This window comes from Streptomyces sp. NPDC092369 (assembly GCF_044755245.1).
Lineage (GTDB): Bacteria > Actinomycetota > Actinomycetes > Streptomycetales > Streptomycetaceae > Streptomyces.
The window spans coordinates 983,294-996,043 of sequence record NZ_JBIVQP010000002.1; the positions used below are offsets into that span (position 1 = coordinate 983,294).

12 protein-coding genes are annotated in these 12,750 nt (G+C 70.7%); 6 read left to right on the plus strand and 6 right to left on the minus strand.

Annotated elements, in window-relative coordinates; translation table 11 throughout:
• Positions 1 to 50: 50 nt before the first annotated feature.
• Together ACIQI8_RS14110 and leuA are read right to left on the minus strand one after the other, a co-directional pair.
• Complete coding sequence (locus tag ACIQI8_RS14110; RefSeq protein WP_402348900.1) at positions 51 to 746, minus strand: TerB family tellurite resistance protein; 696 nt, start codon at positions 744 to 746, stop codon at positions 51 to 53.
• 183 nt (positions 747 to 929) lie between these two features.
• Positions 930 to 2,651, minus strand: coding sequence for a 2-isopropylmalate synthase (leuA, locus tag ACIQI8_RS14115; RefSeq protein WP_402348903.1), 1,722 nt, complete (start codon positions 2,649 to 2,651; stop codon positions 930 to 932).
• A 417-nt stretch (positions 2,652 to 3,068) separates the two neighbouring features.
• Here leuA and ACIQI8_RS14120 point away from each other — a divergent pair, with 417 nt between their 5' ends.
• The 4 genes from ACIQI8_RS14120 to ACIQI8_RS14135 all read left to right on the plus strand — a co-directional run bounded on the left by ACIQI8_RS14120 (position 3,069) and on the right by ACIQI8_RS14135 (position 7,108).
• Entirely contained in the window at positions 3,069 to 4,139 is a 1,071-nt protein-coding gene (locus tag ACIQI8_RS14120; RefSeq protein ID WP_402348906.1) for a M4 family metallopeptidase, read from the plus strand.
• Positions 4,140 to 4,159: 20 nt separating this feature from the next.
• A complete protein-coding gene (locus tag ACIQI8_RS14125) occupies positions 4,160 to 4,426 on the plus strand; it encodes a protealysin inhibitor emfourin (protein ID WP_402348909.1) in 267 nt (88 codons plus the stop codon).
• A gap of 70 nt (positions 4,427 to 4,496) precedes the next feature.
• Positions 4,497 to 5,819, plus strand: a complete 1,323-nt coding sequence (locus ACIQI8_RS14130; RefSeq protein WP_402348912.1) for a GH1 family beta-glucosidase — start codon at positions 4,497 to 4,499, stop codon at positions 5,817 to 5,819.
• The gene (locus tag ACIQI8_RS14135; protein ID WP_402348915.1) at positions 5,816 to 7,108 is read left to right on the plus strand and encodes an MFS transporter; all 1,293 of its coding nucleotides are present in this window, start codon (positions 5,816 to 5,818) and stop codon (positions 7,106 to 7,108) included. Before ACIQI8_RS14130 ends, ACIQI8_RS14135 begins: the two co-directional genes overlap by 4 nt.
• Before the next feature lie 58 nt (positions 7,109 to 7,166).
• On the opposite strand, the gene ACIQI8_RS14140 is transcribed toward ACIQI8_RS14135, so the two are convergent.
• Positions 7,167 to 8,021: an NAD-dependent epimerase/dehydratase family protein gene (locus ACIQI8_RS14140; protein ID WP_402348918.1), complete on the minus strand. Its 855-nt coding sequence runs from the start codon at positions 8,019 to 8,021 to the stop codon at positions 7,167 to 7,169.
• A 119-nt stretch (positions 8,022 to 8,140) separates the two neighbouring features.
• On the opposite strand from ACIQI8_RS14140, the gene ACIQI8_RS14145 reads away from it, so the two are divergent.
• The gene (locus ACIQI8_RS14145) at positions 8,141 to 8,995 is read left to right on the plus strand and encodes a helix-turn-helix transcriptional regulator (protein WP_402348921.1); all 855 of its coding nucleotides are present in this window, start codon (positions 8,141 to 8,143) and stop codon (positions 8,993 to 8,995) included.
• On the opposite strand, the gene era is transcribed toward ACIQI8_RS14145, so the two are convergent.
• Positions 8,992 to 9,954, minus strand: coding sequence for a GTPase Era (era, locus tag ACIQI8_RS14150; RefSeq protein WP_402348924.1), 963 nt, complete (start codon positions 9,952 to 9,954; stop codon positions 8,992 to 8,994). The two genes, ACIQI8_RS14145 and era, sit on opposite strands and share 4 nt — an antisense overlap.
• A gap of 82 nt (positions 9,955 to 10,036) precedes the next feature.
• On the opposite strand from era, the gene ACIQI8_RS14155 reads away from it, so the two are divergent.
• Positions 10,037 to 10,375 carry a P-II family nitrogen regulator gene (locus ACIQI8_RS14155; protein ID WP_402348927.1) on the plus strand — a complete coding sequence of 113 codons (339 nt, stop codon included), beginning with the start codon at positions 10,037 to 10,039 and terminating at the stop codon, positions 10,373 to 10,375.
• On the opposite strand, the gene ACIQI8_RS14160 is transcribed toward ACIQI8_RS14155, so the two are convergent.
• Together ACIQI8_RS14160 and ACIQI8_RS14165 are read right to left on the minus strand one after the other, a co-directional pair.
• A complete protein-coding gene (locus tag ACIQI8_RS14160; RefSeq protein ID WP_402348930.1) occupies positions 10,269 to 11,279 on the minus strand; it encodes a WxL protein peptidoglycan domain-containing protein in 1,011 nt (336 codons plus the stop codon). The two genes, ACIQI8_RS14155 and ACIQI8_RS14160, sit on opposite strands and share 107 nt — an antisense overlap.
• 95 nt (positions 11,280 to 11,374) lie before the next feature.
• Positions 11,375 to 12,694 carry a beta-xylosidase gene (locus tag ACIQI8_RS14165; RefSeq protein ID WP_402348933.1) on the minus strand — a complete coding sequence of 440 codons (1,320 nt, stop codon included), beginning with the start codon at positions 12,692 to 12,694 and terminating at the stop codon, positions 11,375 to 11,377.
• Positions 12,695 to 12,750 lie beyond the last annotated feature (56 nt).

The window sequence follows — 12,750 nt, forward strand, 5'->3', positions numbered from 1 at the left end:
GACGGGGAATCCGGCGTCGCCGGTGCGCTGGGACGACTCTCCGCGAAACCTCAGGACGGCGTGCGCGCCGACTCCAGGAGGCGGGTCACGTCGTCCGCGCAGATCGTCAGGGCCCCGCCCACCGTCGTGAGGACCTCACGCTCGGCCGGGGTGTAGGGCCCGTCCGCGAGAGCGATACGCGCACCCTGCAGCAGGATCGATTCGCGGCCCACCGGAGCGAGGTGCGGGGCGAGCGGGTCGAGGGCCTCGTGCAGCTCTATGGCGAGTCCGGCACCGCACGGCTGGCCGTAGACCCGGCCGGTGTCGGCGGCCAGCGCCTCCACGAGCGCGTTCAGCTGCTCCTGCGTGCAGTCGTCGAAGCCGGCCGCGCGGACCGTCCCGGCGGCGGCCTCCAGGGCCGGACGGGAGCAGCTGCCGCTCGCGGCGAGGACCGCCAGGGCGACGGTGTGCACGGCGTCGCGGAGCATCGCGGAGAAGCGGGTGGTGGTCGGGTGGTCGAGGGCGTCCGTGCCGAAGTGACGGCGGCAGGCGGCGCACTCCACGACCGGCCCGGTCTCGCCGCGCGGCAGCACCGGCACACCGAGCAGGGTGAGGCGGCGGCGGCCGGTCAGCCGCTGGTAGTTGCGGTCGCCCCCGCAGCCGGGGCAGAAGAACTCGCCGTCGCCGACGGGTGTCCACGCGGTGCGGGTGCCCAGGATTCGGGCAAGCCGGGAAGCACGGCCGTCTGGTCCCCGTACTGGCAGCACGTCGCACCTCCGTAACGCCGCGGCAACATCGCCGCGCTTGCGTGATGTTAGCCACATTGTCGAGGTGTAGTCAGTACCCCGGAAGAGACCTTTCCGTGACCTCCACGTCAGGGTGGCCGAAAAGTGCGGGGCCCTGATCGCCGTATACGACGACCAAGGCCCCGAAACCGCCGGTCAGAGTGACTATCGGGTCGCGCGGTTGACGGCGGACACGACGGCCTTCAGTGACGCACGAGTCGTGTTCGCGTCGATGCCGATTCCCCACAGAACCTTGTCGCCGATCGCGCACTCGATGTACGAGGCAGCCTGCGCGGAGGCGCCCTCGGCGAGCGTGTGCTCCTGGTAGTCCAGCAGGCGTACGTCGACCCCTACGGACTGCAGGGCGTCGAAGAAGGCCGAGATCGGACCGTTGCCGGAGCCGGTCAGGACGGTGTCCTCGCCGTCGACGGTGGCCTCGACGGTCAGGGTGTCGATGCCGTCCGTGTCGGTGGTCGACTGGCCGGTGCGGACCTGGATGCGGCCCCAGGGGTTGTCCGGGTTCGGCAGGTACTCGTCCTGGAACACCGCCCAGATGGCACCACCGGTGACCTCGCCGCCCTCGGCGTCCGTCTTGGCCTGGATGAGCTTCGAGAACTCGATCTGCATCCGGCGCGGCAGGTCCAGCTTGTGGTCGTTCTTCAGGACGTACGCGATCCCGCCCTTGCCGGACTGCGAGTTGACCCGGATGACGGCCTCGTAGGAGCGCCCCACGTCCTTCGGGTCGATCGGCAGATAGGGCACCGCCCACTCGATGTCGTCGACCGTGACGCCCTTCGCGGCCGCGTCGGCCTCCATGGCGTCGAAGCCCTTCTTGATGGCGTCCTGGTGGGAGCCGGAGAAGGACGTGTAGACCAGGTCGCCCACGTACGGGTGGCGCGGGTGGACCTCCATCTGGTTGCAGTACTCCCACGTACGACGGATCTCGTCGATGTCGGAGAAGTCGATCTGCGGGTCGACGCCCTGCGAGAACAGGTTCATGCCCAGGGTGACCAGGTCGACGTTGCCGGTGCGCTCGCCCTGTCCGAACAGACAGCCCTCGACGCGGTCGGCGCCGGCCATCAGCGCCAGTTCGGCCGCCGCCACCGCCGTACCGCGGTCGTTGTGCGGGTGGATGGAGATGCAGACGTGCTCGCGGCGGGACAGGTTGCGGCCCATCCACTCGAAGCGGTCCGCGTGCGTGGACGGCGTCGAACGCTCCACCGTGGCAGGCAGGTTGAGGATGATCTCGCGACCCGGACCCGGCTGGTAGACGTCCATCACCGCCTCGCAGACCTCCAGCGCGAAGTCCAGCTCGGTGTCGGTGAAGATCTCCGGCGAGTACTGGTACCCGAACTCGGTCTCGGGCCCCAGCAGCTTCTCGGCGTACTCCATCACCAGCCGTGTGCCGTCGACGGCGATCTGCTTGATGTCGTCCTTGGACCCGCGGAACACCACCCGCCGGAACACGGGCGCGGTCGCGTTGTACAGATGCACGGTCGCCCGCTTGGCACCCTTCAGCGACTCGACGGTCCGCTCGATCAGATCCTCACGGGCCTGAGTCAGCACGGAGATCGTCACGTCGTCCGGAATCGCGCCCTCTTCCTCGATGATCGAGCGCACGAAGTCGAAGTCGGTCTGCCCGGACGCCGGGAACCCGACCTCGATCTCCTTGTAGCCCATCGACACCAGCTGGTCGAACATCCGGCGCTTGCGCTCGGGCGACATCGGGTCGATCAGGGCCTGGTTGCCGTCACGCAGGTCGGTGGAGAGCCAGCGGGGGGCGGTGGTGATGCGCTTGCCGGGCCACGTGCGGTCCGGGATGTCGACCTGCTCGTACTGGCCGTACTTGTGGATCGGCATACGGCTGGGCTGCTGGCGGTTCGCCATGATCGGGGGGCTCCTCAGGATGTCCGGAAGGACGGCCGACGACGCAACGCCAAGCTCCGCGGGGAGGGAGTCGACCTGTCTTACAGGCCCTCGCCGCGGCAGCTAAGAAGGAGCAGCCCGAAACGCATGATGCAGAGCATGCTAGCGGAGGGCTCATGGACGGGCGCCCCCGTATCAACATGCGGGACTGTGCTCTTTTGAGGGGCGCGGGGGCGCGTATCGATATGCGCGACCGCAACGCCCTCAGGGGCGCGGGGCTGTGTCGATATGCGGCTCCGCCGCGTGGGCGCGACCAGCCCCCACCGGCCGTCAGAGGCCTAACGCAGCGCAACCGCCCACGGCGGCCGCATCCCCATATTTCACCAATCATGGTGGCACCTAGTGACAGCCCGCTAACGCAGTGCCATCGTGCCGCACATGACGACAAACGGGGGCTTCACGCCCGTCTTCTGCACGGTCGTTCCGCCGCACATCCTCGACCACCTGGCCAGGAACGACGACCCCAACCTCTCCGGTCCGGCCCAACAGACCTTGATCCGCGACAGCGAGCTGCGAGGCAAGCGAAGGGTCACCACCGAGTTCTCCCTCGCCCCGGCGCCGCAGACACCGGCGGCGACGGACAAACCACTCCGCACCATCTACGACGCCGGTCACGGCACCGACCTCCCCGGCACCAACGTCCGCGGTGAAGGCGCGGACCCCGGCCAGGACGCCACCGTCAACCGCGCCTACGCCGGCCTCGGCGCCACCTTCGAGCTCTACCTCAAGGCCTACGGACGCCACTCGATCGACGCCGAAGGCCTCCCGCTGGACGCGACCGTCCACTTCGACGAGCGCTACAACAACGCCTTCTGGAACGGCGAGCAGATGGTGTTCGGCGACGGCGACGGCGAGATCTTCCTCGACTTCACCATCCCGATCGACGTCATCGGCCACGAACTGACCCACGGCGTCACCCAGTACACGGCCAACCTCACGTACTACGGCCAGTCCGGCGCCCTGAACGAGTCGATGTCCGACGTCTTCGGCTCGCTCATCAAGCAGTACACGCTGGGCCAGACCGCCGCCGAGGCCGACTGGCTGATCGGCGCGGGCCTGCTCGCCCCGAGCGTCACCGGCAAGGCGCTGCGCTCCATGAAGGAACCGGGCAGCGCGTACGACGACGACGTGCTCGGCAAGGACCCGCAGCCCGCGACCATGGACGACTACGTCCGCACCGGCCGCGACAACGGCGGCGTGCACATCAACTCCGGTATCCCCAACCACGCGTTCTACCTGGTCGCGAACGCGCTCGGCGGCAACGCCTGGGAGAAGGCGGGCCAGGTCTGGTACGACGTGCTGACCGGCGGCGAGCTCACCAGCAGCGCGCTGTTCGTCGACTTCGCCAGGCTCACGGTCAAGGCCGCGCGCGAGCGTTTCGGCGACGGCGGCGAGGAGCTCCAGGCCGTGTCGAAGGCGTGGGAGCAGGTCGGGGTGCGGATTCCGTGAGTCCGTACTAGACAGGGCCCATGCGTATTCAGGTACGGCGCACGGGCGGGTTCGCGGGCATCGAGCGGCAGGCGGAGGTGAACACCTCCGGGCGGTCCGATGCCCTCGAATGGCAGGCCCTGGCTCAACAGGCGCTGTCCGGCGGCCAGGGCAGCCGGCCGCTGGGGGTGCCGGACGGCTTCAGCTACGAGATCACCGTGGACGGGAAGACGGTGTACGCGGCTGATCCGCGGCTCACCCACGAGCAACGCGAGCTGATCTCGCGGGTGTTGAAGGAAGGGGCCTAGGGAGGGGCGTAACCGGCAGTTCACGCGGGGGCGTTGACTTCCCTACCGAGGGGTAAGGATGATCCCGCCCATGGCGACTGAACCGCGTGCAGCGGCCCATCCGATCCCTCGGTTCCCTGACGGTTTCCTGTGGGGTGTGTCGACTTCGGCGCACCAGATCGAGGGGGCCGTGGACGAGCGCGAGCCGTCGGTCTGGGACGTCTTCACGGCCGGGCCGGGGAACATCAAGGACGGCTCGACGGCGGCGGTGGCCTGCGACCACTACCACCGCTACCGCGAGGACGTGGCCCTCCTGTCCGGCCTGGGCGTGGACGCGTACCGCTTCTCGGTCTCCTGGCCGAGGGTGAACTCGCCGGGCGGCCTGGACTTCTACGACCGTCTCGTGGACGAGTTGTGCGCGGCCGGCGTACGCCCGGTCCCCACCCTCTTCCACTGGGACCTGCCGGTGACCCAGGACTGGCTGGAGCGGGACACGGCCGCGCACTTCGCGGAGTACGTGTCGGTCGTGGCCGAGCGGCTCGGTGACCGGGTGACGAAGTGGATCACCCTCAACGAGCCCGCCGAACACACCCTGCTGGGCCACGCGTTGGGCGCCCACGCGCCGGGCAGGAAGCTTCTCTTCGACGCGCTCCCGGTCGCCCACCACCAACTCCTCGCGCACGGCCTGGCGGTACGCGCCCTGCGCGCGGCCGGTGCGAGCGACATCGGCATCGCCAACTCGCACGGCCCGACCTGGCCGGCCTCGGACGAGCCGGCCGACGTGGAGGCGGCGGACTTCTACGACCTCCTGCTCAACCGCCTCTTCGCCGACCCGCTGCTGCTCGGCCAGTACCCCGACGGCATAGGCGAGTTGATGCCCGGGGACGTCGAGTCGGACCTGAAGGTGATCGCCGAGCCCCTCGACTGGTACGGCATCAACTACTACGCGCCGACCCGGGTGGGCGCCCCGCAGGGCGCGGAGATCGAGTTCGGCGGCCTCACCATGCCCGCGGAACTCCCCTTCTCCGTAAGGGAGATCGAGGGTGTCCCGCGGACCGACTTCGGCTGGCCCGTGGTCCCCGGAGCTCTGACGGAACTCCTCACCGGCTTCCGCGAGCGCTACGGTGACCGCCTCCCCCCGGTCGTCATCACCGAGAACGGCTGCTCCTACGAGGGCATCGACGACCAGGACCGGATCGCCTACCTGGGCGGCCATGTCCGGGCCCTGCACGACGCGGTGACGGCCGGTGTGGACGTGCGCGGCTACTTCACCTGGTCGCTGCTCGACAACTTCGAGTGGGCGGAGGGCTATCAGCGCCGCTTCGGTCTGGTGCACGTCGACTACGAGACGCAGGTGCGCACGCCGAAGGCCTCGTACGCGTGGTTCCAGGAGCTGCTCCGGGCGCAGAGATGACGGCCCCCTTGGAGGGCTCCCACAACTCCCGCTCACAGGACTCCCACGGCTCCCCGGCCGCGCTCGCCGAGCCCGTCGAACGGGTCGGGCGCGGCTGGACGGTGTCCCTCTCGCTCGCCAACGGGGCGATCTGGGTGGGCTGGTACGGCCCGCTGCAGATCCTGCTGGCCTCGCAGGCGAAGGACTTCGCGCCGGGCTCAGGCATGTCCAAGGAGGCGATGCTGGCCTGGGTGACCGGCGCGGGCGCAATGGTCTCGCTGGCCGCCAACCCGTTCTTCGGCGCCCTGTCCGACCGGACGACGGGGCGCTGGGGCCGCCGTACGCCGTGGATCGTGGCCGGGGCCGCGGGCGGCGCGCTGTCGCTGCTGCTGCTCGCGGGGGCGGGCGGGGTGTGGACGATGGCGCTGGGCTGGTGCCTGGTCCAGCTGACCCTGAACGCGGCGTTCGCGGCGGTCACGGCGGCGGTGCCGGACCGGGTGCCCCGGCTCCAACGCGGCTCGGTGGGCGGGTGGTTGGGGGCCGCGCAGATCCTCGGTGTGGTCGGCGGGACCGGTCTCGCGACCGTGGTCGGGGGCATCGGGGCCGGGTACGCGGCCTGCGCGGTGTTCACGGTCGTGGGCGTGCTGCCGTACGTCCTGAAGTACCCGGATCTGCGGCTGCCGGTGTCGGACCGGCCGCCGTGGTCGTGGCGGTCGTTCCTCGCGGGCTTCTGGCTGAGCCCGCGCCGGTATCCGGACCTCGGCTGGGCCTGGCTGACCCGGTTCCTGATCAACCTCAGCAACGCGCTGGTGCTGCTCTACCTCCTGTACTACCTGCGCGACCGCCTGCACTACGACGACCCCGACCAGGGCGTGCTGATCCTGACCGCGGTGAACGGGCTGACCCTGCTCGCCACGGTCGTCGTCGGCGGGGTGTGGTCGGACCGGCTGGGCCGGCGCAAACCGTTCGTGATCTGGTCCGGGATCCTGATGGCGGTGGCGACGGCCGGGCTCGCGGTCTGGCAGACCTGGCCCGGCGCGATCGTCGCGGCGGCGGTCCTCGGCATCGGCTTCGGTGTCTTCACCTCGGTCGACTTCGCCCTGATGACGGACGTCCTGCCGAAGGCCGGGGACCGGGGCAAGGACCTCGGCGTGATCAACGTGGCGAACGCCCTGCCCCAGGTCGCGGCCCCCGCCCTCGCCGCGCCCATCGTGACGTACCTGGGCGGCTACCGGGTGCTGTACCTGGTGGCGGCAGTGGTCGGGCTGGCGGGGGCGGTGCTGGTGGGGCGGATCAGGAGCGTGGACTGAGGGCCTTCGGTGCCGGGGTCGTGGGCCGACGCCCCCGGCACCCCCGGCACCCCCGGTGTCAGAGCGCTCCGGCGTCCCGGGCGGACCACACGCTCGGATAGAGGGGCCGGTAGCCCAGATCCCGGCGGATCCGCTGGGTGGACATGATGCCGAACCACGGATCGGGGTCCGGGTTGTCCTGTAGGTCAGCCGGTACGTCGACGCCGTTGAGCTGGTAGAGCTCGACCGTCGTGACGGGGGCGTCGTCGGCGATGTTGTAGATCCGCCCGGCGACTCCCGGCGCGTACAGCAGCCGCAGCAGGCCCTGGGCGACGTCCGCGTGATGGCCCATCTGCAGTCGCTGGGCGGGCGCCCAATTGCTGGCCCACATCAGGGCGTTGGCCAGGTGCGGGTCCCCCTCGCCGTAGACGAAGGGGAGCCGGCCGACGCGCACGTCCATGCCCTCCAGCGCGAGCAGTTCCCGCTCCGCCGCCACCTTCGACTCGTTGTAGGCGCCCCACATCTGGCCGCCGGGCCGGCTCTCGTCCTCCTCGACGAGCGGGCGGCCCCGCCCGACGCCGTACACCATCCCGGTGCTGACCTGCACGAACCGCCCCACTCCTGAGGCCAGCGCGGCACGCCCCAGGGCGATGGCCGCATCCCGGTTGACGGCCCACGCCTCCTCGTCCGGCACCCCGCGGAAGGAGGCGGCGACATTCAGCACCGCGTCCGCCCCGGTCACCGCCTTGCCCAGCGCCACCTCGTCCCGCAGGTCGCCGACCACGACCTCGGCGCCCAGTTCGGCGAACCGCTCGCCCCTCGCCGCGTCCCGCACCAGGACCCGTACGACCTCCCCCGGCCGTGCCTGTGCCAGCAGCCTCGGGACCAACCGCCGGCCCACCTGACCGGTCGTGCCTGTCACCAACGTCAGCATGATGTGCTCCTCTCGTCACCGACCACAGTCCGGCGCCCGGGCCGGGACCGGGAGAGACCTGGTGATCGGGGGATCGGCGGTCCCTGGATAAGCCGGACCGCGTGCCGCACGCTGGAGGGGTGGACCGAACCGAACTCGCCGACTTCCTGCGCCGCGGCCGAGCCCGACTGAACCCGTCGGACGTGGGCCTCACCGCCGGCCCGCGCCGCCGCACGCCGGGGCTGCGCCGCGAGGAGGTGGCACAGCTGGTGGGCATGTCCGTGGACTACTACACGCGCCTGGAGCAGTCCCGGGGCCCGCACCCGTCCCGCCAGATGCTGACGGCGCTGGCGCGCGGTCTGCGCCTGACGGACGACGAACGCGACCACCTGTTCCACCTGGCGGGCGAGGAGCCACCCCGCCGCGAGAGCCCGTCGACGCATGTCCGCCCGGGTCTGCTCCTGGTCCTGGACCGCCTGCACGACACCCCCGCCATGGTGGTGACGGACTGCGGTGAGCTGCTCGCGCAGAACGCGATGTCGAGGGCGCTGTCGGGTGACACGTCCGCCCGCCCGCCCCGGGAGCGCAACATGCTCCGCCGCTTCTTCCTCGACGAGGACGGCGGCGCGCTCTTCCCGCCGGAGGACCGTCCCGACCATGCCCGCGCCCACGTGGCCAACCTCCGCGCGGTCGCCGCGGCCCGCCCCGACGACCCGGAACCGGCCGCGCTGGTCGCCGAACTACGGGCGTCCAGCGAGGAGTTCGCCGCCCTCTGGAACGAACACGAGGTGGCGGTACGCCGGTTCACCACCAAACGCTTCCAACACCCGCTGGTGGGCCTGCTCGAACTCGACTGCGAGATCCTGCTGGGCTCGGACCACCGCCACCACCTCGTCATCCACACGGCCCGCCCGGGGACGGAGTCGTACGAACGCCTGCGGCTGCTGAAGGTGGTCGGCCTCCAGGACATGTCCCCGCAGGGGACAGCACGCTAGAAGCCCAGCTTGCGCAGCTGCCGAGGGTCCCGCTGCCAGTCCTTCGCCACCTTCACGTGCAGGTCCAGGAACACCGGTGTGCCCAGCAGCGCCTCGATCTGCTTGCGGGACTTGATGCCGACCTGCTTCAGGCGGGCGCCCTTCGGGCCGATGATGATGCCCTTCTGGCTGGGGCGCTCGATGTAGACGAAGGCGTGGATGTCGAGGAGCGGCTTGTCGGCGGGGCGGTCCTCGCGGGGAAGCATCTCCTCGACGACGACGGCGATGGAGTGCGGCAGCTCGTCGCGGACGCCCTCCAGCGCGGCCTCGCGGATCAGTTCCGCGATCATGACCTGCTCGGGCTCGTCGGTGAGGTCACCCTCGGGGTAGAGGGCCGGGCCCTCCGGGAGGAGGGGGATGAGGAGGTCGGCGAGCAGGCCGACCTGCTGGTCCGCGACCGCCGAGACCGGCACGATCTCCGCCCACTCGAAGCCCAGCTCCTTGCCGAGCTGGTCGATGGCGATGAGCTGCTCGGCGAGGGTCTTGGAGTCGACGAGGTCCGTCTTCGTGACGATGGCGACCTTCGGGGTCTTCTTGATCCCCGCCAGTTCCTTCGCGATGAAACGGTCACCGGGGCCGAGCTTCTCGTTCGCCGGCAGACAGAAGCCGATCACGTCGACCTCGGCCCAGGTGGTGCGCACGACGTCGTTGAGCCGCTGCCCCAGCAGCGTGCGCGGCTTGTGCAGCCCCGGGGTGTCGACCAGGATCAGCTGGGCGTCGGGCCGGTGCACGATCCCCCGTACCGTGTGCCGCGTGGTCTGCGGCTGGTTCGCGGTGATCGCGACCTTCTGGCCGACCAGAGCGTTCGTAAGGGTGGACTTGCCCGCGTTGGGGCGGCCCACGAAGCAGGCGAAGCCGGCGCGGTGGGCGGACTCGGCCGGCTGCTCGGATGACTGGGTGCGAACGCTCATGGCGCCCATTCTCCCTGATCCACGAGCCCACGCCGTACAAGCGTGCACCCGGGGCCCGGGACGGACCGGCCCGGGCCGTATGGTGCGCGGCATGAAGCTCATCACCGCGATCGTGAAACCGCACCGCCTCGACGAGGTGAAGACCGCCCTGCGGGAGCTCGGCGTGCACGGTCTGACCGTGACCGAGGCCAGCGGGTACGGCCGTCAGCGCGGCCACACCGAGGTCTACCGCGGCGCCGAGTACCAGGTCGACCTCGTGCCCAAGGTCCGGATCGAGGTCGTCGTCGAGGACGCCGACGCGGAGCCCGTTCTGGAAGCGGTCGTCAAAGCCGCGCGGACGGGGAAGATCGGGGACGGGAAGGTGTGGGCGATGCCGGTCGAGACGGTCGTACGCGTGCGGACGGGCGAGCGCGGTCCCGACGCGCTCTGACCGCCAGCACCCCGGCCACGAACCCCACGGCCAGCAGCAGGGCCGCCGCGAGCCAGGGCAGCGCGAAGAACGAGGCGCTCTCCGACTGCCGCGTGCCCGGCGCGCTCGCGGTCAACGTGACGTCCCCCCAGTCGAGTTGGGGCGCGTCCTTCCACGGCTCGCTGAGCTTCACGCTCTGTCCGGGCAGCAGTTCGGAGGGGATCCGGGTCAGGCCGCGGGACAGCAGGGTGCGGCCGAAGAGACCCTTCGCCCTGAGTGTCACCTTCGGATCGAGGGTGACGTTGCCGGTGTTGTGGAGGGTGTAGGAGATCGTCGCGTCGCTGTCCCCCAACCCCGGTAGCAGCGGCTGGTGGTGGATGACGCGGACGTGTTCGACGGCGAGCGCGGGGACGGTCGGCCCGCCCACCCGGAGGTACACCCGGGCGGCGACCGCGCGCTGCACACCCAGGGCCAGTGACCCGTCGCCCTTGTCGATCCGCTCGTCCAGCGCGACCAACGCGCCCGGGTGGTCGCCCGGTTCGGCACCCTCGGGCACCTGCAGCGTGAAGGGGACGGTGACCGTTTTGTGGGCCGGCACGGTGACCCGGGTTTTCGCGGGCTTCGCCCACGCGCCCACCCCGCGCATCTTCTCCCGCACGGTCCGCACCGCGAACCCGCCGTCGCGCGCGGTGTTGTAGGCGTCGGCCGCGTACAGCCGGAAGGTCAGCGGCTTGCCGGTCTTGTTGGCGACGACCACCTTGTCGTCGACGGTCTGCCCGGGATCGGCGGAGAGATAGAAATAGGGCCGCGCGGAGACGGCCGAGGAGACGGGATAGACGGACCAGCTGCCGTTGTCGGCGGCGTGCGCGGGCGCGGCCTGCCAGGCGAGCAGGAGGCCCAGGAGGAGGACGTACAGCTTGCGCATGGGTGCGGACCCCCACGGACGAGACCACGGAAGAAAGAAGGGCCGAGAGGAAGGCCGGGAAGAGGAAGGACGGGCGGGTGCGGACGCCCGTACCGTCAGCTGAGCGTGAGGGTCAGGACTCCGGAGTACGAGCCCGGAGGCGTGAACGCCGGTACGTCCAGCGACAGTCCGGCGTCGACGGTGAACTCACCGCCGGTGACCGTCCCGTCGGGTGCGGCCGCCAGGGTCGCGCCCGAGAGTCCCACCGAACCGGCGGAACCGGCCTGGCAGGTGCTCGGACTGCCTGCCTTGGTGGTGCAGGCCGGGCTCCAACTCAGCTTCCCGGCATCGATCTTGGCGCCGGGACCGGTGAAGTCGGTGACCTTGCCGGTCAGGGACCAGCCCGCGGGGCCGCCGCGGTAGTCCTTGACGGTGACCGAGTTCAGGGCCCCGGTGGAGGCCCCGCCGCGGCCGAAGTCGACCGCCGACAGTGCCACGGAGTCGCCGGCCTGGGACATGGACAGCGTCCCCGCCTTCACGGTCGTGGTCAGCTTCTGGCTGCCGTCCGGCACGGGCGTGGTGTCGTTGACGAGGTAGGCCGCGGGGCCCGCGCCCTTCTCGGCGGTCCACGCGCTGCCCTCGTAGGCCACGATCCCGGTGGTCGTCTTGTCGTTGACGACGAGCGAGCCGCTGAAGGCGCCGTTGCTGCCGGCCGTCACGGTCGCCGTGTCCGCGGTCTGGGTGGACCCGGAGCGCCCGGCCAGGGTGACGGTCGCGCCCGGCGTGAAGGCGGTGCCGCTCACGGTGACGGCGGCACCGGGGTTCCCGGAGGCCGAACCCAGCGAGATGGCACGGTTGTTGGTCGGATGGGCGTCCGTCGCGGTCACGGTCTGGGAGACCGGCGCCGGCGGGGTGATCACCGTACAGGGGGTGTCCAGCTCCAGGATGTAGCTGGTGTGGATGTTGTAGTCGCCGGGCGAGAGGGTGATCGCGCCGGGCGCGGTGACCGTGAAGGTGCCGGTCATGGAGAACGACGGGAAGGCGCCGTTGCCGGGCACCGGGTCGTTCTTCTTGGGGCCGGTGACGGTCACGGAACCGGTCTGCGCGCCGCCGAGGGTGACCTTTCCGGTGGGCGTCATGATGTCGGCCGGCAGGGCGATGGCCGTCGGATTGTTGGCGGCCGGCTTGACCACGGTGTACGTCACCGTGACGGTGTCGCCGACCTTCGGGCTGGTGTTGTCCGCCGAGACGCTGGCGGTGGTGGTGCCGTCGATCGGCGGGATGCCGGCGATGGCGGGCGGGATGCAGTGCGTGCCGAAGTCCACGTTCGTACCCGCTGCGCCGGCCGGACAGGCCAGCGCGCCGCCCGCGGTGACCGCGAGTGCGGTTCCCGCGAGCAGTGACGCCCAGCGGCGTCTTCGGTTGTGCGAACCCATGGGTGTGCCCCCTCTTCTCTGTGCTCGCTGGGGGCATTGATGTGCGGATCGCGTGA